The organism is Brevundimonas sp. UBA5713, assembly GCF_002419815.1.
Classification (GTDB): Bacteria; Pseudomonadota; Alphaproteobacteria; order Caulobacterales; family Caulobacteraceae; genus Brevundimonas.
Window position 1 is genome coordinate 62,851 of record NZ_DIGV01000027.1, and the last position, 19,748, is coordinate 82,598.

21 protein-coding genes are annotated in these 19,748 nt (G+C 64.6%); 8 read left to right on the top strand and 13 right to left on the bottom strand.

Features of this window, described 5'->3' with window-relative positions:
- From B3B04_RS06540 to B3B04_RS06560, 5 genes are all read left to right on the top strand, one after another.
- A partial coding sequence (locus tag B3B04_RS06540; RefSeq protein ID WP_349679363.1) for a DUF983 domain-containing protein occupies positions 1-401 on the top strand: 401 nt, incomplete at its 5' end.
- A gap of 11 nt (positions 402-412) precedes the next feature.
- On the top strand, positions 413-1,123 hold the full coding sequence (locus tag B3B04_RS06545) for an SURF1 family protein (protein ID WP_292041199.1): 711 nt from the start codon (positions 413-415) through the stop codon (positions 1,121-1,123).
- 11 nt (positions 1,124-1,134) lie between these two features.
- A complete protein-coding gene (locus tag B3B04_RS06550; RefSeq protein ID WP_292041432.1) occupies positions 1,135-2,400 on the top strand; it encodes a M16 family metallopeptidase in 1,266 nt (421 codons plus the stop codon).
- A gap of 86 nt (positions 2,401-2,486) precedes the next feature.
- Entirely contained in the window at positions 2,487-3,092 is a 606-nt protein-coding gene (locus tag B3B04_RS06555) for a GNAT family N-acetyltransferase (protein WP_292041201.1), read from the top strand.
- Between the two features lie 51 nt (positions 3,093-3,143).
- Positions 3,144-4,781 carry a putative bifunctional diguanylate cyclase/phosphodiesterase gene (locus tag B3B04_RS06560; RefSeq protein WP_409514379.1) on the top strand — a complete coding sequence of 546 codons (1,638 nt, stop codon included), beginning with the start codon at positions 3,144-3,146 and terminating at the stop codon, positions 4,779-4,781.
- A 1-nt stretch (position 4,782) separates the two neighbouring features.
- Here the strand turns inward: B3B04_RS06560 and B3B04_RS06565 are convergent, their stop codons facing one another.
- A complete protein-coding gene (locus tag B3B04_RS06565; protein ID WP_292041206.1) occupies positions 4,783-5,346 on the bottom strand; it encodes a YqgE/AlgH family protein in 564 nt (187 codons plus the stop codon).
- Between the two features lie 193 nt (positions 5,347-5,539).
- On the opposite strand from B3B04_RS06565, the gene B3B04_RS06570 reads away from it, so the two are divergent.
- The gene (locus tag B3B04_RS06570; protein ID WP_292041208.1) at positions 5,540-6,028 is read left to right on the top strand and encodes a peroxiredoxin; all 489 of its coding nucleotides are present in this window, start codon (positions 5,540-5,542) and stop codon (positions 6,026-6,028) included.
- 57 nt (positions 6,029-6,085) lie between these two features.
- Here the strand turns inward: B3B04_RS06570 and B3B04_RS06575 are convergent, their stop codons facing one another.
- The 5 genes from B3B04_RS06575 to B3B04_RS06595 form a co-directional block, all read right to left on the bottom strand.
- Positions 6,086-8,038 (bottom strand): ATP-binding protein, encoded by a 1,953-nt coding sequence (locus B3B04_RS06575; RefSeq protein WP_292041210.1) that lies wholly within the window; start codon positions 8,036-8,038, stop codon positions 6,086-6,088.
- Positions 8,039-8,104: 66 nt separating this feature from the next.
- The gene (locus B3B04_RS06580) at positions 8,105-9,142 is read right to left on the bottom strand and encodes a quinone-dependent dihydroorotate dehydrogenase (RefSeq protein WP_292041212.1); all 1,038 of its coding nucleotides are present in this window, start codon (positions 9,140-9,142) and stop codon (positions 8,105-8,107) included.
- Positions 9,143-9,158: 16 nt separating this feature from the next.
- Complete coding sequence (locus B3B04_RS06585; protein ID WP_292041214.1) at positions 9,159-9,500, bottom strand: DUF952 domain-containing protein; 342 nt, start codon at positions 9,498-9,500, stop codon at positions 9,159-9,161.
- Positions 9,501-9,505: 5 nt separating this feature from the next.
- On the bottom strand, positions 9,506-10,006 hold the full coding sequence (locus B3B04_RS06590; RefSeq protein WP_292041216.1) for a SixA phosphatase family protein: 501 nt from the start codon (positions 10,004-10,006) through the stop codon (positions 9,506-9,508).
- On the bottom strand, positions 9,994-10,800 hold the full coding sequence (locus tag B3B04_RS06595; protein ID WP_292041218.1) for a class I SAM-dependent methyltransferase: 807 nt from the start codon (positions 10,798-10,800) through the stop codon (positions 9,994-9,996). The genes B3B04_RS06590 and B3B04_RS06595 overlap by 13 nt, the downstream gene beginning before the upstream one ends.
- Before the next feature lie 46 nt (positions 10,801-10,846).
- Between B3B04_RS06595 and gloB the strand changes: the two genes are divergently transcribed.
- A complete protein-coding gene (gene gloB / locus B3B04_RS06600) occupies positions 10,847-11,575 on the top strand; it encodes a hydroxyacylglutathione hydrolase (protein WP_292041220.1) in 729 nt (242 codons plus the stop codon).
- On the opposite strand, the gene B3B04_RS06605 is transcribed toward gloB, so the two are convergent.
- The 5 genes from B3B04_RS06605 to B3B04_RS06625 all read right to left on the bottom strand — a co-directional run bounded on the left by B3B04_RS06605 (position 11,572) and on the right by B3B04_RS06625 (position 16,444).
- Positions 11,572-12,459 (bottom strand): DMT family transporter, encoded by an 888-nt coding sequence (locus B3B04_RS06605; protein WP_292041222.1) that lies wholly within the window; start codon positions 12,457-12,459, stop codon positions 11,572-11,574. The two genes, gloB and B3B04_RS06605, sit on opposite strands and share 4 nt — an antisense overlap.
- Positions 12,460-12,487: 28 nt before the next feature.
- Positions 12,488-13,339 carry a DUF4908 domain-containing protein gene (locus B3B04_RS06610; RefSeq protein WP_292041224.1) on the bottom strand — a complete coding sequence of 284 codons (852 nt, stop codon included), beginning with the start codon at positions 13,337-13,339 and terminating at the stop codon, positions 12,488-12,490.
- A gap of 49 nt (positions 13,340-13,388) precedes the next feature.
- On the bottom strand, positions 13,389-14,114 hold the full coding sequence (gene phbB, locus B3B04_RS06615; RefSeq protein ID WP_292041226.1) for an acetoacetyl-CoA reductase: 726 nt from the start codon (positions 14,112-14,114) through the stop codon (positions 13,389-13,391).
- A gap of 182 nt (positions 14,115-14,296) precedes the next feature.
- Positions 14,297-15,658: a glutamate--cysteine ligase gene (locus tag B3B04_RS06620; protein ID WP_292041228.1), complete on the bottom strand. Its 1,362-nt coding sequence runs from the start codon at positions 15,656-15,658 to the stop codon at positions 14,297-14,299.
- 66 nt (positions 15,659-15,724) lie between these two features.
- Positions 15,725-16,444, bottom strand: a complete 720-nt coding sequence (locus B3B04_RS06625; protein ID WP_292041434.1) for a 16S rRNA (uracil(1498)-N(3))-methyltransferase — start codon at positions 16,442-16,444, stop codon at positions 15,725-15,727.
- A gap of 70 nt (positions 16,445-16,514) precedes the next feature.
- Between B3B04_RS06625 and B3B04_RS06630 the strand changes: the two genes are divergently transcribed.
- Entirely contained in the window at positions 16,515-18,035 is a 1,521-nt protein-coding gene (locus B3B04_RS06630) for an ABC1 kinase family protein (protein WP_292041230.1), read from the top strand.
- A gap of 40 nt (positions 18,036-18,075) precedes the next feature.
- Here B3B04_RS06630 and B3B04_RS06635 read toward each other — a convergent pair whose 3' ends face one another.
- Together B3B04_RS06635 and B3B04_RS06640 are read right to left on the bottom strand one after the other, a co-directional pair.
- The gene (locus B3B04_RS06635; protein ID WP_292041232.1) at positions 18,076-18,360 is read right to left on the bottom strand and encodes a hypothetical protein; all 285 of its coding nucleotides are present in this window, start codon (positions 18,358-18,360) and stop codon (positions 18,076-18,078) included.
- Between the two features lie 133 nt (positions 18,361-18,493).
- On the bottom strand, positions 18,494-19,657 hold the full coding sequence (locus B3B04_RS06640; protein ID WP_292041234.1) for an acyl-CoA dehydrogenase family protein: 1,164 nt from the start codon (positions 19,655-19,657) through the stop codon (positions 18,494-18,496).
- Positions 19,658-19,748: the final 91 nt, after the last annotated feature.

Below are 19,748 nucleotides of genomic sequence, written 5' to 3' on the forward strand. Positions count from 1 at the left end.
TGGGTCCCGCGCCGTTCTGCTATGGTGAAGCCATGAGTGATGCATCCCCGACTGTACTGAAAGGCCGTGCGGCGGCATGGGCCGGTGCGCGCGGCCGCTGCCCCAACTGCGGGCGCGGGCCGCTGTTTGCCGGGTGGATGAAGGTGGCTCCCCGCTGCACCGCCTGTGACTATCCGCTGGGCGAGGTCGAGACGGGCGATGGCGCGGCGACATTTATCATGCAGATCACCGGCCTGTTTGTCGGCGGCGGTGCGTTGGCCTTCAATCTGGCCTATCAGCCTGCGCTGTGGGTGAACCTGCTGATCTGGCCGCCATTGGCGCTGATTATGGCTCTGGGCTTGATGCGGCCCGGAAAGGGGTTGATGACAGCCCTCAACCTGTTGCGCACCCGCGCGAACTGAGACGAACACGCATGACCGCGAAAAACCGCTTTCCCATTGTGCTGACGCTTCTGGCCGTGATCCTGCTGGGGGCGCTGCTGTTTTTGGGCTGTTGGCAGGTGTCGCGCCTGCAGTGGAAGGTGGGCCTGATCGAAGCGGCGGAGGCCGCCGCCAATGTGCCGCCCGCGCCGCTGGAGCAGGTACTGGGCGAGGATGCGCCGGAGTTCCGTCAGGTGATCGCTACCTGCCGCGGGATAAACACTGCGCCGTTCGTCGAGTTGCGCACCATAGACCGGGGCGAGGCGGGGGTGCGTCTGGTCTCGGCCTGTGGTCTGGCTGATGGCAGCACCATCATGGTGGATCGCGGCTTTATCCAGCAGGGTGACGCGGCCCGTCCCGGCGTGCGCCCCGAACACAGCCTGCCGGTGACCTTCACAGGCGTGCTGCGCCAGCCGACCAAGCTGTCGTCGATGACGCCCGCGCCCGAGGAGCTGACCTTTTACGGACGCGACAATGAAGCCATGGCCCGCGCGCTGGGCGTAACGGGGCCGGTGTCGACGTGGACGGTCTATGCGTCCAGCGCCATCAATCCCGAAACTCCGGGTGTGCACCCCGTGGTGCCGCCGCCCGCCTTTACCAACAACCACCTCGGCTATGCCCTGACGTGGTTCGGCCTCGCGGTGGCCCTGATCATTCTCTATATGGTTCTGCTGCGCCGTCGCCTGACGCGAACGGCCGATTGAGGACCATCCCCCTGAGCATTCGCCTGCATACGCTGTCCAACGGCGTCCGTCTGATCTGTGACCCGCTGCCGGGTCGTCGTACCTTTGCCCTGACCGTGGCGGTCGCAGGCGGAGCGCGGATGGAATCGCAAGGCCAGTCCGGCTGGTCGCACCTGTTAGAGCATCTGGTGTTCAAGGGCGCGGGCGACATGGGCGCGCGCGACATCGTCGAGCGGATCGAGGCCGAGGGTGGCACCATCAACGCCGCCACGGGCTATGAGCGCACCAGTTTCGAGGTGCGCGGCGTGGACGGCAGCTTGCCTCTGGCCATGCAGGTCGTGTCCGATCTGGTCTTCCGCCCGACGCTGGATCCGGTCGAGATCGAGCGCGAAAAGGATGTAGTCGCGCAGGAGATCGCCGAGGCCTTTGATACGCCCGACGACCATGTGTTCGAGATGGCCCAGACGGCGGCCTTTGACGGCCAGTCGCTGGGACGGCCCATTTTGGGCTCGGTCGACAGCCTGAAGCCGGTGAACCGCGACAATATCGAAGCGTGGCGGGCGACCCTTTATTCGCCGGATCGTATGGTGGTTTCTGTGTCAGGGGCCGTCGATGAGGTCGAACTGCTGAAACTGGCGGAAAACTGGTTCGGGCAGGCGGTGGCGACGCCGCTGCCGGAACTGGCCGTGGCGCGCTTTGTGGGCGGGCACCGCGCCCTGAGCCGCAAGATCGAGCAGGCCAATCTGGTGTTCCAGATTGCCGCCCCGGGGGCATCGTCGGACGATCTGCACACGGCGCGCCTGTTCACCGAGATCTTGGGCGGGGGCATGGCCTCGCGCCTGTTCCAGTCGGCGCGCGAGGAGCGCGGGCTGGCCTATGCCATCGACGCCTATCTGGAGCCCTATGCGGATGTGGGTTTGCTGGGCATCTATGCCGGTGCGGCGGCAGAGCGGTCGCTGGAGCTGGCCGAGGTGTGCGGCAGGGAACTGGTGCAACTGGCCGAGCAGGGGCCGAGCGAAGCCGAGCTTTCACGCGCCAAGGCGGTGCTGACGGCTGGACTGTGGATGGCGGACGAGAGCGCGGCCAATCGCGCGGGCCGTCTGGCCACCCAGACACTGGTTTATGGCCAGCCGGTGCCGTCTGACGTTCTCGTCGCGGGGCTACAGGCTGTCACCGCCGAGCAGATGAAGGTTGTGGGCAGCCACATGTTGGCCAATAGCCGTCCGGCCACGGCGGTGCTGGGCCCCAAGGCGGCGTCCAAGGCGGGCGAGCGTTTCGTCAAGGCGCTGAGCGCGTAAGCACGGACACGGCCATGCGTCTGGCTTGGGGATAGTGGGCGGCGCAACGTTCCCCTGTGCGGCAGAAGGGCGTACAACTGCCGCCCATGGCCCTGTTTGAGTGGATGTCGGAAAGCAGCGGTCCGGTTCTTCATGGGCCGGATATCGTTTTGCGACCGCCGCGTCCGGCCGATTTCCGCGAATGGGCAGACCTGCGCGATGTGTCGCGTGACTATCTGCAACCGTGGGAACCGGCGTGGGCCGAGGATGATCTGACCCGCCCCGCTTTCAAGCGCCGCCTGTCCATCTATCAACGCGAAATGGATTTGGGCACGGCCTATCCGTTCTTTGTGGTGGATGCGCGCACCGGTGCGCTGATGGGGGCCATCACCCTGTCCAACATTAGGCGCGGCGTGGCTGACATGGCGACGCTGGGTTACTGGATCGGCCAGCCTTTTGCGGGGCTGGGTTTTGGCACGCAGGCGGTGGGGACGATTCTGCGGTTCGCCTTCGGACCCTTGCAGCTACATCGGGTCGAGGCGGCCTGTGTGCCGACCAACCTAGCCTCGCGCCGCGTGCTGGAAAAGTCCGGCTTTCAGCACGAGGGACTGGCGCGGGCTTATTTGAAAATTAACGGCCTATGGGCAGATCATCTGCTGTTTGGGGTTCTGGCGTCCGATATCGGTGATGTGGACGGGGCGGATCGTGTTTAGTCGAGGCCGTATTTGAACAGTCGTTCACAAGGGGGAGGGTGGGACCCCACCATGGCCATCGAGGCGCTGGCCGCTTCGGATTCGGCGCTGTGGGTGTGGTCTCCATCTGAAGACAGGCTGAGCTTTACCGGTGCCACGCCCTCGCTGGGCTTGGGACCGTTGGCCCCGTCGTGTTCGGCAGCGTCCTTCGCCGCCTTGGCCATGCCGCAGGACCGCGCGCTGGCGGACCGTCTGTTGAAGCCCCGAGAAGAAGGTACCGAGATCGCCGTGCGCCTGCGCATGCGCGGGTCCGAGACCTGTTTGTGGCGCGGCGTGTGGCTGGAAGACGGGTTGCGGGCAGCGGGATTGGTGACGCTGGAGCATCGCGCCTCGCACACCGGTCGGTGCGGTCTGACCCATCTGCTGGACCGCCGCACCTTTCTGGCACGGGTGTCCGAAGCCCTGCTGAACAGCGGTGAATATGAGATGGTGGTGGCCGATCTGGACCGGTTGCGTCGCCTCAACGAGGCCTTGGGGCCGGATCGGGCCGATCTGGTTCTGTCGACGCTGGGCTCGCGCCTGATGGCGGCCTTTCCCGAAGACGCCCTGCCTGCCCGCATCGGCGAGGACGAGTTTTGCGTCTTTATGAAGCGCGATCGCACGGCGGGTCGCAGCTCGGTGGCCGAGCGCATGCGCACCGCGCTGGAAGTGCCGCTGAGCATTGCCGGTTTTGATATCTATCCGACCGTGGCCATCGGTGCCGTGGCCGTCGAGGGCGGGGCAGAGGCTCCTGATGCGTCCGAGTTGCTACGTCGTGCTGCGTTGGCTCTGGAAAAGGCCAAACTGGCCGGACGAGGCGGGGCGGCGGCCTATGGGCGCGCTCTGGAAAGCGACAGCCTGTCGCGTCTGGCGCTGGAAAGCGACCTGCGTAACGCCCTGACGCGCGGCGAGATCGAACCCTTCTACCAGCCGATTGTGAACCTCTCGACCGGTGCTGTGGCGGGGTTCGAGGCCTTGGCGCGTTGGCGCCATCCGCAGCGTGGTCTGGTACCGCCGGACGAGTTCCTGTCACTGGCCGAGGAAATGGGCCTGATGGGCGATCTGGGCTTGGTGATGATGCGCTCTGCGGCGCGGCAGCTGGCCGAATGGCTGGGCCGCCATCCGCGCGCGGGTCAGCTGTTCTGTAGCGTGAACCTGTCGGTCGGCGAGATCGAGCGTCCGCATCTGGTCGAGGATGTGGAAGAGATCATCCGCACCACGGGCCTGCCGCGCGGGGCGCTCAAGCTGGAAGTGACCGAAAGCGACATCATGCGCGATCCGCAAAGGGCGGGGGAGATTCTGTCGTCGCTGCGCGAAGTGGGGGCGTCGCTGGCGCTGGATGACTTTGGCACCGGCTTCTCGTCGCTGTCCTATCTGGCGCGCCTGCCGTTCGATACGCTGAAGATCGACCGCTATTTCGTTCTGACCATGGATAAGGACGAGGGCTCGGCGAAGATCGTGCGCTCGGTCGTCAATCTGGGCCGCGACCTGTCGCTGGAAGTGGTGGCCGAGGGCGTAGAGAATGCCGGTCTGGCCTATCTGCTGGTGCAGGACGGATGCCACTACGGTCAGGGCTTTGGCTATGCGCCCGCCTTGGCCGCGCAGGAGGCCGAGGTCTATCTGAATGAATCGCTGGTGGACGGGGCCGCGCCGATCAAGGCCCGCAGCTAGATCAGGCGCTGCCGCCGGTCGATGACAGGCGCGCGGCATCCACCCCCATCAGGGTCAGGGCGCGCGACCATTTGCTGGCATAGTCGTCATCGAAGATCAGGTTGTGGTCAGCCTCCAGCGTCAGCCAGACGTTTTCGGACAGCTCTTCTTCCAGCTGGCCCTCGTCCCATCCGGCATAGCCGAGCACCAGCACCGAGCGGGCCGGGCCGGTGATTTCGTGCATGGCGGCCAAGGCTTCGCGCGTGCCGGTCACGGCCATGCCGCCCTCGATACGCAGTGAGGAGTCGTCGCTGATCCAGTCATCGGTGTGCAGCACAAAGCCGCGTTCTTGCTCGACAGGACCCCCGATCAGAACCGGCTTGCCCGCAGCGCCCTGGGTGGGGGCGTCCAGTTTTTCCAGCACATCGGCCAGATCGACGCCGGGGGCAGGCAGGTCGAGGCGCAGGCCCATGGCGTGGTCTTCGTCATGGGTGCAGACCAGAATCACCGCGTTTTCAAAACGGGGATCGTCAATGCCGGGCATGGCCACCAACAGGCGACCTTGTAATGACGGCCACTGGGTCATGAACGGGGAACCTTGGGCGTCGGGGGAAGGAAAAGCGCCACTCATCCCTCTATTGTCGGTATTGGCGCGCCCCGACGCAAGGCTTGTGTCGAGTGATCTTCGGTCGCGGGCCTTGGCGCGCCGTCGAGCGGGCCCTATCTTTCAGGCTCAGACGTCGACCGGAATGTGCCGGAACGGCGTACGGAGGAATTTTATGAGCATTCAACCCGGCGAGCGCCTGCCCGAAGCCAATCTGACCCAAATGACCAGCGAAGGTCCGCGTCCGGTCAGCACCAGCGAATTTTTCAAGGGCCGTACGGTCGCCCTGTTTGCCGTCCCCGGTGCCTTCACGCCGACCTGCTCGGCCCGTCACCTGCCGGGCTATAAGGACAATCTGTCGGCCCTGAGCGAAAAGGGCGTGGACGCCGTGGCTTGCGTGTCGGTGAACGACGCCTTCGTCATGGGCGCGTGGGCCGAGGCCAATGGTCTGAACGGCAATGACGACATCGTCATGCTGGCAGACGGCAATGGTGACTTCACCAAGGCTGTGGGCCTGCAACTGGACGCCACCGGCTTTGGCATGGGCAACCGCTCGCAGCGCTATTCCATGCTGGTCAAGGATGGCGTGGTCGAGAAGCTGAATGTGGAGCAGGGCGGCGAGTTCAAGGTCTCGGCGGCCGAGTTTCTGATCGAACAGCTGTAAGCTTATATCCGGCAAACGGATCGAAGACGGGGGAGGGCATCGGCTCTCCCCCGTTTTTTATGCCGCCGCCTGATGGCTGGCGGGCGCGGACAAGGCCTGTTCCAGCGTGGCCACCAAGGTGGCGGGCGTCAGCGGCTTGGCAACGAAAGCATTCATACCGGCCGCCAGACAGGCGCTGACGTCTTCGGGCGAGTTGTCGGCGGTGACGGCAATGACCGGCGTGTGAAGGTTCGGCCCGCCCGCGGCCCGCAGGCGACGGGTGGTCTCGCGGCCATCCAGTTCGGGCATACGCACATCCATGAAGATGACGTCGAACGGTTTGGTCGCGGCCAGTTCCAGCGCCGACATACCATCTGCCGCCGATGTGATGTCGCAGTCGAACGGCTGAAGGATCAGTTGGATGGCGCGGCGGTTGATCTCGTGATCGTCGACGACCAGCACGCGCAGGGGGGCTTCATTGGCCTCACCCGCCTCGAGCGCAGGGTCTGACACGGCCGTGGCGGGCTGCGGTTCCGGCTCCATCTCAGGCACTGCGTCCGGCGGTGTCGGGGCCGGTGCAGCCTCTTCGGCTAGGCCGGAGGGGAGGGGCGGCGTTGCCCTGAGCAGACTGAGACCGGCCAGCACATCCGAGGCCGTGGGCGCAGGCGGGGCCACTGGGGCGGCGGCCATTACCTCGCCCTCGGTCATCGTCAGGGCGATGGTGAAACGGGTACCCTGACCCGGCTGGCTGCGGGCGGTCAGATGACCGTCCATCAGCGTCACCAGATCATGGCAGATCGACAGGCCAAGGCCGGAACCGCCATAACGCGAAGCGATGTCCTCGGCGGTCTGATCAAAACGGTTGAAAACGCGCGACACCTGATCGCGGGTCATGCCGGGGCCGGTGTCGGCCACTTCGATCGTGACGGCATAGGTGCCGTTGTCATCCTGAAAGGCGCTGGCGGTCAGGGTGATGGTGCCGCTTTGTGTGAGTTTGACGGCATTGGACAGCAGGTTGTTGAGCACCTGACGCAGGCGCATTTCGTCGCCAAGTACCGCACGCGGCAGCGACCGGTCGGCGTCGATCACCAGTTTCAGGCCCTTGGCGCGGATCGGGCCGGCCCACAGGCGGGCGGTCTGGGCCAACAGGCGGCGCAGGTCAAAGGCCTGCGTGTTCAGTGTCATGGCTCCCGCCTCGATGCGGGCGTGGTCCAGCAGATCGTTCAGCAGGGCGTTCATCATCCGGCCTGCGTCCTCGATCATGGCCAGCTTCTGCGGGGCCATGGGCAGGCCGCGCAGGCTGTCGTCCTTCAGGGACTGGGCACCGGTCAGAATGGCCGTAATGGGCGTGCGCAGGTCATGGGCAACCATGGACAGATAGGCCGTGCGGCTGTCGACCGCCTGTTCGGCTTCCTGCTGGTTCTGTTTGGCCAAAGCATAGGCTTGGGCGTGGGCGTGATTGGCCGCCTTCAAACGCAAGGACGTACCAAGACAGATGCCGAGGAAGACCAGCACCGCCGTGGTGGTGGCCACAACCTGATTGATCGTGGCACCGTGCAGGGTGAGCAGCCACGGAATGGCCAGCCCCATCAGGGTGTTCGGCAAGACGGTCAGCAGGGTGACGCGCGCGGATCCCGAGCCGTTGATCACGGCCTGCAAAATGCCCGCGCCCAGATAGATGGTCGCGCACAGACCGCCGATCAGGCCGCCGACAAACCACATCGGCAGGACGACCCAGGCATAGGTGATGGCCCCCACCAGCAGGATGCTGTCGCACATAAATCCGATGAGGCCGGGCGGAGGTTTGCCGTCCTGACCGCGCGCGGGTCGGACCACGACCTTCTCCATGCCGAGCATGAGAAGATAGGCGGCCAGCCAGCCCAGAGTGGTCAGAGTGCCGATGATCGGAGCAAAAACCACAGCCGATGCGCAGGCTGCCGCCACCCTGTGCAACAAGGTTCGGTGACGCGAATCAATAGCCTTTGACCATCCGTTTGGACGGATGGGTCCGGCCGTAGAGGCGTTGCTCATGTCCCCGATCTCTCGTCTTAAGGCGTCTCCCCGCAGACAAACTAGATCATGAGCCCTAATGGAGCGTCAACGTAACGTCGATACGGCATCCGAAATCGATGTGAAGCCATCGGCTTTCAGGCGCGCGGCCAGATCGCGTTTGATACGGGTGATCAGGCCGGGGCCTTCGAACACCAGCGCCGAGTAGAGCTGGACCGCGCTGGCCCCCATGCGGATGCGGGCATAGGCCTCTTCGCCGCTGTCGATACCGCCAACCGCGATCAGGGGCAGGCGGCCCTCTGCGGCCTCGGCAGCGGCTTGCAGGGCGCGGCGGGCAAAGGGTTTGATCGGATCACCCGACAGGCCACCCGCCTCGCCCTTGAAGGCGGACTTCAGATGGGCAGGGCGTTCCAAAGTGGTGTTGGAGACGATCAGGGCATCGATGCCATGGGCGATAGAGGCCTCGACGATCATGCCGATTTCCTCGCCGATCAGATCGGGCGCGATTTTCAAAAAGACCGGCGCGCGGTCGTGGGGGCGGGCCTCATGGATGCGGCCAAGCAGATCGTCCAGCGCCTCGCGGCCCTGAAGGGCGCGCAGGCCCGGCGTATTGGGCGAGGAGATATTGACGGTGAAATAGTCGGCCAGACCCGCCAGACGCTTCAGGCCCGCCACATAGTCGGCGGCCTTGTCCTCGGTGTCTTTATTGGCACCGAGGTTGGCCCCGATGGCGACCGTGCGCGGGCGGTCATGCAGACGGGACGCGAACGGCTCCACACCGTCATTGTTGAAGCCCATGCGGTTGATGACCGCGCGGTCCTCGGTGAGCCGGAACAGGCGCGGCTTGGGATTGCCCGGCTGGGCCTTGGGCGTGACCGAGCCACATTCAACCGCGCCAAAGCCGAGGCGGGCAAGGCCGTGCAGAGCCTCGCCGTTTTTGTCGAGGCCTGCGGCCAGCCCCACCGGATTGGGCAGGGTCAGGCTTGCGATGCGGGTGGTCAGGACCGGATCATCAGCGGCGGGTGCGGGCAGGGGAAACAGGCGGGCGGCCTGAACGGCGGCGCGGTGCGCGGTCTCGGGGTCCAGTTTGCGGAAAAGGGCGGTGCCGAGATCGGTCAGGCTCATGATACGGACAGTCGGGTCAGAGGATCATCTGGCCGTCGGCACTGACCGACAGCGGGCGGGGATTGCGCGTGGCCGAAACCGGCAGCACGCCATAGATGTGCGGAAACAGGGCCCCGCCGCGCGACGGCTCCCACACCACATCGTCGGCAAGGACTGTCAGATCCACCTCGACCAGCATTAGGTCCGTCTGGCCCGCATAGTGTTTGGCGGCAGTGGCTTCCAGTTGGTCGGCGGCGGACAGGTGGATGTAGCCATCGGCCAGATCAACCGGCGAGCCTTCATAGCGGCCTTCGGCCAGCATCCGCTTCCAGTCGGCGACCGAAAGGATTTTCCACGCCACATCGGGCATCTGGCTCATGGTCCTCAGCCCAGACTGGCTGGTGTCAGCCAGCCTTCATAGCTGGGGCGACCGGCGGCATCGACCTGAAATACGGCGCAGCCCGAGGTCGGAAAGCCACCGGCAAAGCGGTCGAGAATGGTGGGTGAGGCCGCACTTTCGATCAGATAGTCGACGGCCAGTTGGTGGATGCCCGGATTGTGGGCCAGCACCAGCACACAGCCTGCCTCTTCCTCGTTCAGTTCGATTTCATGGCGCAGGGTTTCGGCAGGGGCGTCGTAGAGATGATCCTGCACGCGGACTTCGACATCGCCCAGTGCGTCCTGAACCTGTTCCCACGTCTGCCGGGTGCGAACGGCACTGGACACCAGCGCCAGATCGGGACGGAAGCCACGCGCCGCCAGTTCCTGACCCACGCGGGCCGCTTCGCTGAGACCGCGGGCCGACAGCGGGCGGTCGCGGTCTTCTCCGCCAACGGGGGGACGGGCTTCGGCCTCGGCGTGCCGCATCAGGATCAGTCTGTGCATGGGACGCCCCCATAAAGCGGTTTGCGCTGTGGTTCCAGTTCGCTGTCGCGCGAAACGCCGGTTGAATGGGACTGGCGGGTCGCGCCGCTGGGTGCCGGGGCCAGCGCCGGTCGCGGCAGAACCACCAGATTGCCCTTGGGCCGCGGGCGGGCATAGTTGCGACGGCTGGCTTCCAGCAGGATCAGCCCCGCCGCGCCCGGAAAGGCGACGCGGCCCACCTGCTCAAAGCCGTCGGCAAAGCCCAGCAGGGGGCGCCACGGGGGCACATAGACGGCCGGTGACCACGCCGAGGGCTCCAGCCCTGCGCCGCGCACCAGATTTTCCAGCTGGCGGCGCGAAAAGGGGCGGCCGTGGCCAAAGGGGGTGGCCTCGGTGCGCGCCCAAAGCCCGCCCCGCGCGGCAGTGGCCACAATCAGCCGGCCTGAGGGTGACAGGGTGCGGGCGGCCTCGATCAGAATGGCTTGCGGGTCGTCGGCTTCCTCGATGGCGTGCACCATCAGAATGCGGTCGAACAGGCCGGATGCGAAGGGCAGGCGGCGTTCGTCCACCAGCACGGACCGGTTGCGGGCGGCGCTGGCATAATGCTCGGCCCCTTGGCCCCCCGGCATGGCGGCGATCACGCGGCGGGCATCGCTGAAACCGTCCAGCCAGGGCGTGGCATAGCCAAGGCCGAGGACGTCACAGTTGCTGGCGGTGCCCCATGCATCGGACAGGCGACGCGCCAACAGGCGTCGGACCAGCGCGCCGGTCGGCTCGCCGTAGAAGGTCCTGAGTTCGTCAATGCTGCGTCGCATGACGCGAGTATAGGACGATGAGGCCCACGCCTGCTAGGATGACAACATGACACTGTCCGTTCGAATATTCCCGTGCCGCTCTGACAACTACGGTTTTCTGGTTCGCGACGAGGCGACCGGACAGGTGGCGACCATCGACACGCCCGATGCCGAGGCCATTTTGAAGGACCTAGAGGCTTCGGGCTGGGGGCGGCTGGATATGATCCTCAACACCCACTGGCACCCCGATCATACCGAGGGCAATGAGCGGCTGAAGGCCGAGACGGGCTGCGAGATTGTCGGCCCCGAAGAGGTGCGCCGCGTGGCCCCGCTGGACCGCGTGATCAAGGACGGGGATACGGTGGCGCTGGGCGAGACCGTGTTCGAGGTGACCGAGGCCCCCGGCCATACGCTGGGCCATGTGGTGCTGCATGCAGCGGGCGAGAAACTGGCCTTTGTGGGAGATGTGATCTTTCCGCTGGGTTGTGGCCGTCTGTTTGAAGGCACGCCGGAGCAGATGTTCGTCAGCCTGTCGAAGATCGCCGCATGGGACGATGACACCGTCCTTTATGCCGCCCACGAATATGCGGCGTCCAATGCCCGCTTTGCGCTGAGCCTGTCGGACGATACGGCGCTGAAGGCCCATTGCGACGAGATTTTTGCCAAACGCCAGCGCGGCGAAAAGACCGTGCCGACGACACTGGCGGTCGAAAAACAGTTCAACCCCTTCCTGACGGCCAAGACTGCCGAAGAGTTTGCGCAGCGCCGCGCGGCCAAGGACAGTTTCGCGGGCTAGGGCGTTTCGCGGTTCAGCATCATTTCGGCGGTGGGCTTGGGCCGGATGGCGACGATCAACACGCCGCCCAGCGCGATAGCTGCACCGATAATCATGCGCAGGCTCAGCTGGTCGCCGGTCAGCCAGACGCCAAAGCCGATGGTGGCCAGCGGCGTCATCAGCGTCAGCGGAGCCAGCAGATTGGCTTCATAGCGTTTGATCAGGCCGTAGAAGGCGGTGTGGCCACAGATCGAGACGATCAGGGCCATGAAGACGACCGCGCCGACAAAGCGCCAGCCAGCGGCCATGGCGGTCTCTACCTGCCCGCTTTCGAACATCAGGCTGAGACCCGAAAGGACGAAGGCCGAGATTAGACCCACCCACGCCTGAAACCGCAGGGGTGGCACGGATTCCATCTGCTTCATCAGCACCGAGCCGAGCGCGGCAGAAAAGGCTGCGCCCACCACGAACCATAGTGCGGGCGCGAGGCCGAGACCGGCAGGGTTCCAGCTGACCAGAAGCACGCCCGCCATGGTCAGGGCGATGCCCAGACCGCGCCGCCAGCGGATGGTCTCTTTCAGCATCAGCACAGCCAGCAGGGCGGTAAAGGGCACGGCCAGTTGCAGCACCACGGCGGCCGCTGAAGGCGAGGCTCCTTGCAGGCCCATATAGAGCAGGGCGAAATTGCCGCCGCCCATGCAAAGCCCGATCAGCAGAATACGCCACAGCGGGCGCGGCACGGGCCTGAGCCACGGCAGGGTACACAGGGCCACCAGCACAAAGCGCGCGGCGGTAAAGAAGATCGGCGGAATGTCCCAGCGGTCGACGGCGATCTTTCCCAATACATTGGAAAAGGCCCAGACCAGACAGACCAGAACAAGGATCAGAAAATCACGTGCGCGCATGGCTTAGCCATTACCGCGATCGCGGATATTATTCCTCAGGAATAATCGCGCGAATGATACGGGCCGACGAGGGGCGTCCGGCAATGCCGCGCGAGGGGTCGACCACGATGCGGAGCTCGCCGCGCTGATAGGTTACCGCCGAGCGGTTGCCCTCGACGATAGTGATGACACGCATGCGGTCGAGGAAGGGCTTGGCGCTGGGCGAACGGGCGATACGGATCACCGTGTCGGTGGTCACAATCAGGGCCTCGACGCACAGAGCCTCGGACTCGTCGCCATAGACGTTGATCTGCACCAGACGGCCAACCGCGTCCGAGATCAGGCTGGAGCGGCGGGTCATCAGATTGAACAGCTGGACCGGACCCAGCGCCTGAGGCTCAAGGCTGGGGGCAGTGCCACCGGCGTTGGACACCGGAGAGCCACCGGGGCTGCGCGACGAGTACAGCGTCATACCGCCCGAGGAGGTGACGCGCAGGACCTGCTCGCCCGCATCATTGCGGTAGATGGTGTCGCCGCGCGGTGCCGAGGAGGCGCGCAGTACCCACGTCTCGTTCGAGCGGTCGAAGCGCAAAAGGGTCAGACTGCCCTGGCGGCCAAGGATGAAACCTTGGCCTGTGGCGGCCACATAGCGGCCCGGCGGCGGAGTGGTGCGACCCGGTGTGGCGCGGATACCCCGCGGATAGTCGCCCGCGGACACAGCAGCCCTTTGTACACCCGCGTCCATGGCCAGCCCGCTGGTGGGGGCGCATAGAATGGGCAGAGCGGCCAGGGCAGAGGCCATGATAATCGTGGCGCGCGCACGTGCGACCGTCGAGGCGTGGTTGGCCTCGACGTGCAAAGCAAACGGATTCTCCGTCACGTGCTTGGCCGCGAATGTCATAACAAGACTCGTCCGATGAACGCGCGGCAGATTTTAGGCAGAGTCGTAATCACCCGACGAGGTACTGCCCGCCATTGAGCGACAGTGTGCACCCTGTGACATATCCGGCACGCTCTCCGGCCAGCCAGGCGACCATGTCGGCGATCTCTTCGCCCTTGCCGAGGCGACCCACCGGAATCTGGGCGATGATGCCCTCAAGCACCTTGGGGTCCATGGCGTCGACCATATCGGTATCGATATAGCCCGGGGCGATACAGTTGACCGTCACGCCCTTGCGCGCGTTCTCCAGCGCCAGCGCCTTGGTAAAGCCGATCATGCCCGCCTTGGCCGCCGAATAGTTGGCCTGCCCGATCTGGCCCTTCTGGCCGTTGATCGAAGAGATGTTGACGATACGGCCCCAGTTGCGGTCGCGCATGCCGTTGATGACCTGACGGGTCATGTTGAACACGCTGTCCATGTTCACACGGATGACGTCCGACCATTGGTCGTGGCTCATTTTATGGAAGAAGCCGTCGCGGGTGATGCCTGCATTGTTCACAAGCACATCGATCGGGCCCAGTTCGGCCTCGACCTCTGCAACGGCACGCTGGCAGTCCTCGAAGGAGCCGACATTGCCCTTCACCACCATTACGCCCAGTTCTTCGGCAGTGGCGCGGGCGGCGGCATCATTGCCCGAATAGCCTGCCGCGACATTGAAACCGTCTTCCTTGAGGCGCTGGACAATGGCCTTGCCAATGCCGCGGGTGCCTCCGGTGACCAGTGCGGTACGCGTCATGGACATCCTCCCTCGCTGTGCGGCGACACGGTGGTGCCGCTGCTCCCTGACACAAGACTTAGCGTCTGAGTGTCAGGGTGGGAAGCGCCAGAACGCGCCCAAGCGAACGCGGGGCGATGAACAAGCTGTGAGAGGCGGAAGGATTTACGGTTGTTGACGTAAATCTTTGTATTTTCTGTGCCTTAGTAGGCGAAATCGCGGAACAGACGGCTGAGATCACCCTGCCATTCGCCGTGATAGAGATCCAGCAGGCGTTCAGCGGGGGTGATGCCGCTGTCGGCGATGTCTTCCAGTTCGGCCAGATAGCCGCGCTCATCGACCATGCCGGCGGAGAGGCGGTTGCGGTTGATCAAGCCCTGTTTGGCGATGGCCACCATGTCGACGGCGACATCGCGCACGCTGCGGCCATTCACTTCGGCCTTGAGGCCCAGACGGGTCACGTCACGGCGCAGACGCTCATGGTCCTCGATGTCCCACTCCTTGCACAGGTCCCATGCGGCGGCCAGAGACGGTGCGTCATAGAAGATGCCGGTCCACAGGGCGGGCAGGGCGCAGATGCGGCTCCACGGGCCGCCGTCGGCCCCGCGCATTTCGAGGTACTGTTTCAGGCGCACCTCGGGGAACAGGGTGGTCAGATGGTCGGCCCAGTCCTTGATATTGGCGCGCTCGCCTGGCAGGGCATCGACCTTGCCGTCCATAAAGGCGCGGAAGTCCTGACCCGACAGGTCATGATAGGTGTCACCGCGCTTGGCGAAATACATCGGCACGCCCAGCGCATAGTCGACATAGCGCTCATAGCCGAAGCCGTCTTCGAACACGAAGTCCAGCATGCCGGTGCGGTCCGGGTCGGTGTCGGTCCAGACATTGGCACGGGCCGACAAGAAGCCGTTGGGCTTGCCTTCGGTAAAGGGGCTATTGGCGAACAGGGCGGTGGCGACGGGTTGCAGCGCCAGCGAGGTGCGGAACTTCATCACCATGTCGGCTTCGTTCTCGAAATCGAGATTGGCCTGAATGGTCGAGGTACGCAGCATCATGTCGAGGCCCAGCGAGCCCTTCTTGGGCATGTAGGCGCGCATGATGTTGTAGCGGCCCTTGGGCATGACCGGCACGTCGGCGCGGGTCCACAAAGGGTCAAAGCCGACGCCGAGGAAACCCAGACCGATCTGGTCGGCGATCTGTTTGACCTCCATCAGGTGGCGGCCCGTCTCGTCACAGATGTCGTGCATGGTCAGCAGCGGCGCGCCCGACAGCTCGAACTGTCCGCCCGGCTCAAGGCTGATGGAGGCGGAGAAGCCCTCATTGTTCTTGCGCTCGAGGGCGATGACGTTTTCGCCTTCGTACACTGGCGACCAGCCAAAGCGCGTCAGGCCTTCCAGCATGGCCTTGATGCCGTTGTCGCCTTCATAGGCCGGACGACGCAGGGTCGAGCGGTCGAAGCCGAACTTTTCGTGCTCTGCGCCCACGCGCCACTGGTCGCGAGGCTTTTCGCCACGGCTGATGGTTTCGATCAGTTGATCGCGGGTGAGCGGCGCGTCGTCAGCCATGAGTAACCTCTGTTGTTGCGGGCTAGATGCGCACCCGCAATCGCCTTCACAAGCCTTTTTGGAAACTTATCGTTCCCAATCCCCAACGGCGTATTGCCAAAGGGTCATGGCCGAAATCGCAGCGGTGTCCGCGCGCAGGATACGCGGGCCCAGCGAAACGGCTGTGGTAAAGGGCAAAGAGCGCAAGTGTTCACGCTCTTCCGGGGAAAAACCGCCCTCGGGACCGATCAGGATCGACCACGCGCCGGCACCGGCTTTTTGCAGGGCGTCGATGGCCGGATCGCCACCGGTTTCGTCGCAGAACATCAGCTTGCGGCCCTCGGGCCAGTCTTTGAGGATGTCGGCCAGCTTTTTGGATTCGTGCACCACGGGCACATCCAGGCGGCCCGTTTGTTCAGCGGCTTCCTCGGCGATGGCATCGAGGCGGTCAAGGCGGATGCGCTCGGCATTGGTGCGCTGGGTGATGGTCAGTTGTACCGACTTGGCCCCCAGTTCGGCAGCCTTTTCCACCACGGTCTCGACGCGGGCTTTCTTGATGCCTGCGAGGATCAGTTCGAGGTCGGGGCCGAAGGCCTGCGGGCGCGTCTGTTCGAGACAGCGCAGGATGGCACCCTTTTTCAGCACCTCGATCACCTCGGCGCGCCATTCGCCGTCCGTACCGTTAAACAGCAGCAGGTCGTCGCCCTGTTTCAGACGCATGACCTGCGTCAGATAGCGGGACTGGTCGAGGGTGGGGGCGACAGCATGGCCTTCGGCCAGCGGGGCAGTGACGTGCAGACGGATCATGGCGTCTGAATATCGCGCTTTGACGGGTGAGGAAACGGGAACGTCGCCTTGGCCCTGACGTTCTGTCAGCATGTTCACAACCCTTGCCGTAGCGGCCCGCGATCGCAAACGTCTGGCCGAGATTTCCACCGTGGCGGCGCGGTTCGGATTGCAGGCGGTGGTGGGACGTCTGGGCCTTGGCAGCAAGGGCGAGGAAGGCGAGGGGCCGGAGCCGCTGCCACGCCGTACCCGTCTGGCGCTGGAGGCGCTGGGGCCGACCTTCGTGAAGCTGGGGCAGATATTGTCCACGCGCTCCGACCTGTTGCCGCCCGACTGGGTGGCCGAGTTCGAGCAGCTTCAGAGCGGTGGTCCCACCGTGGATTTCGAACAGCTGAGGCCCGAGGTCGTAAGGGCGCTGGGTGGAGCGCCCGAAGAGGTGTTCGCGACGTTCGATACCCGGCCTCTGGCCGCCGCCTCTATCGCTCAGGTGCACCGCGCCGTTCTGCATGACGGCACACAGGTGGTGGTGAAAATCCGCCGTCCCGGCATCCGGCCCAAGGTCGAGGCGGACCTGCGCCTTATGAACGAACTGGCGCGCAAGGCGGAGCAGTCCAGCGCCGAGATTGCCCGCTATCGCCCGCGCGCCCTGATCAAACAGCTCAGCGAAGCCATGCTGGAGGAACTGGATTTCACCAGCGAGGGGCGCAACTGCGACCGCTTTGCTGCCGATTTTGCCAGAAATGACGCTGTGGTCATTCCGGCGATCTATTGGGAGCACACCACCGACAGCGTTCTGGTGCAGGACTATCTGGAGGGCGTGCCGCCCACCGATGCTGCCCGTCTGATCGCGGCCGGGATCGATCCGCACACCTTGGCCAAGGTCGGGGCGCATGCGGTGCTGGACATGGTGCTGGTGAATGGTCGGTTCCATGCCGACCCGCACCCCGGAAACCTGCGCGGGCTGGAGGGAAACCGCATCGGCCTGCTGGACTTTGGCATGGTTGGCACGATCACACCCCGCCGACGCAGCGAACTGATCGGCTTTGTGCAGGCGCTGGCCGGTGGCGATGGCGCGCGCATGGCCGAGGTGCTGGCCGACTGGACCGAGGGCACGGATGTGTCGCGCCGCAGCCTGACCGAAGGGGCAGAACGCCTGATTGCCCGCCATGGGCAGGGGCAGATCGATTTGCCCGCGATCGTCGAGGACTTGATGGGACTGATGCGGCGCGAGCGGGTCGCTGCGCCGCCCGATCTGGTGCTGATCCTGAAAGCGCTGGTGACGATCGAAGGGGTGCTGTCGCGGGTCGATCCCCAGTTCGACCTGATGCGGACGATGAACGGGGCTTGGAAACGGGCGCTGCTTTCGCGCCGCAGCCCCGAGGCCGTGAGGAACTGGGCTATCGGCACCTTGCTGGACCTGTCCTCGGTCACTGACGATATCCCGCGCTTGATCCGTGCCGCGTCCCGCAAACTGTCGGAAGAGACGCCGCGCGCCGACACCGAGGCCCAGCGTCAGATCGCCCACGAGATCAAATGGGCTACCCGCTGGGTTGCCGGTGCCGTCGTCGTGGCGGGGGCCGTGGTGGCGCTGGCGATACGTTGGCCGCACTGAACCGCGTAGGGATTTTTCCCACGCGGTTCAGCCAGAAGTCTTACTGCGCGGGGGGGACGGCGCGCTGGGCGGCTTCGCCCACATTGTCGGCGGCATTGCCAATGCTCTCGGCGGCACCGGCGATGGCGTTGCTTTCGACCTGTTCGGTCTGGGTCATGGTGAAAAGGAAATAGCCGACCACGCCGATGGCGAGGATGGCCACAAGGATTCCGAGAAGGCCCATACCACCGCCGCGCTTTTCCGTGACGACCGTGTTGGGTGTCTCGTGGGTGGTGACAGTCTCGACACTGCCATCGGGGTGTTCAATGCGGCGTTCGGTAGACATTTGACATCCTCCTTGTCGTTATGAGGAGTAAGCGCAGCATCGGGCACCATTGTTCCGCCCGTAGTGGAAATGCAGACGGCCCGCAGGTTGTGGAACCTGCGGGCCGTTGGCGTTTGTGTGTAGGGCGTGACGCTTACAGCGTGCGCGAAATCAGCAGCTTCATGATCTCGTTCGTGCCGCCGTAGATGCGCTGGACGCGGGCGTCCTTGTACAGCTGGGCGATCGGATATTCGTTCATATAGCCATAGCCGCCGAACAGCTGGAGCATCTCGTCGATGGTCTCGCCCTGGATGTCGGTGACCCAATATTTGGCCATGGAGGCGGTGGCCGCATCCAGCTTGCCCTGCAGGTGCTGCTCTATGCAGTGGTTCACGAACACGCGCGCGACGGTTAGCTTGGTTTTGACCTCGGCCAGTTTGAACTGGGTGTTCTGGAAGTCGATGACGCGCTTGCCGAAGGCCTTGCGTTCCTTGACGTAGGCGAGGGTGGCTTCCAGACCGCGCTCGGCAGCGGCGCAGCCCTGAACGGCGATGTTCAGGCGCTCTTGCGGCAGTTGCTGCATCAGTTGGACAAAGCCCTGACCTTCAGAGCCGCCCAGCGCATTTTCCAGCGGCACCTTCACATCGTTGAAGAACAGCTCCGAGGTGTCATTGGCCTCCATGCCGATCTTGTGCAGGTTGCGACCGCGCTCGAAGCCCTCTGCGCCATCAGTCTCAAGGCCGATCAGGGTGATGCCCTTGGCACCCTCTGCCGGATCGGTCTTGGCGACAACGAGGATGAAGTTCGCCAGCTGGCCATTGGTGATGAAGGTCTTGGAGCCGTTGAGGACGTAGTGGTCGCCCTTTTTGATGGCGGTGGTCTTTACACCTTGCAGGTCGGAGCCTGCGCCCGGTTCGGTCATGGCGATGGCACCGACCAGTTCGCCCGACTGCAGGCGCGGCAGCCAGCGGGCCTTCTGCTCTTCGGTGCCATAGTGCCAGACGTAGGGCATGACGATGGCGTTGTGCAACGAGATGCCGAAGTGGTCTGCGCCCTGCCAGCCCAGCTGGTTCATGATCACCACTTCATGGCGATAGTCGCCGCCGAAGCCGCCGTCTTCCTCGGGCATGGACACGCCCAGCAAGCCAGCGTCACCGGCATCGTTCCACAGCTGGCGCGGCACCGAACTGTCGGCGATCCATTGGGTCACCTTTTCGGGCGGGGCGTGATCGGCCACCCATTTGGCGACGCTGTCGTTGAACAGGATGATGTCCTCATCCTGCATGAAAGTGGGTTCGGGGAGGTTCAGAGCATTCATCCGGCATTCCTCTCATGGGCTGTCCGCTCTTGTGCATCGGCGGACTGGCGTGAAACGGGCAAAGAAAAGGGCCTTTCCGCTGGGGAAAGGC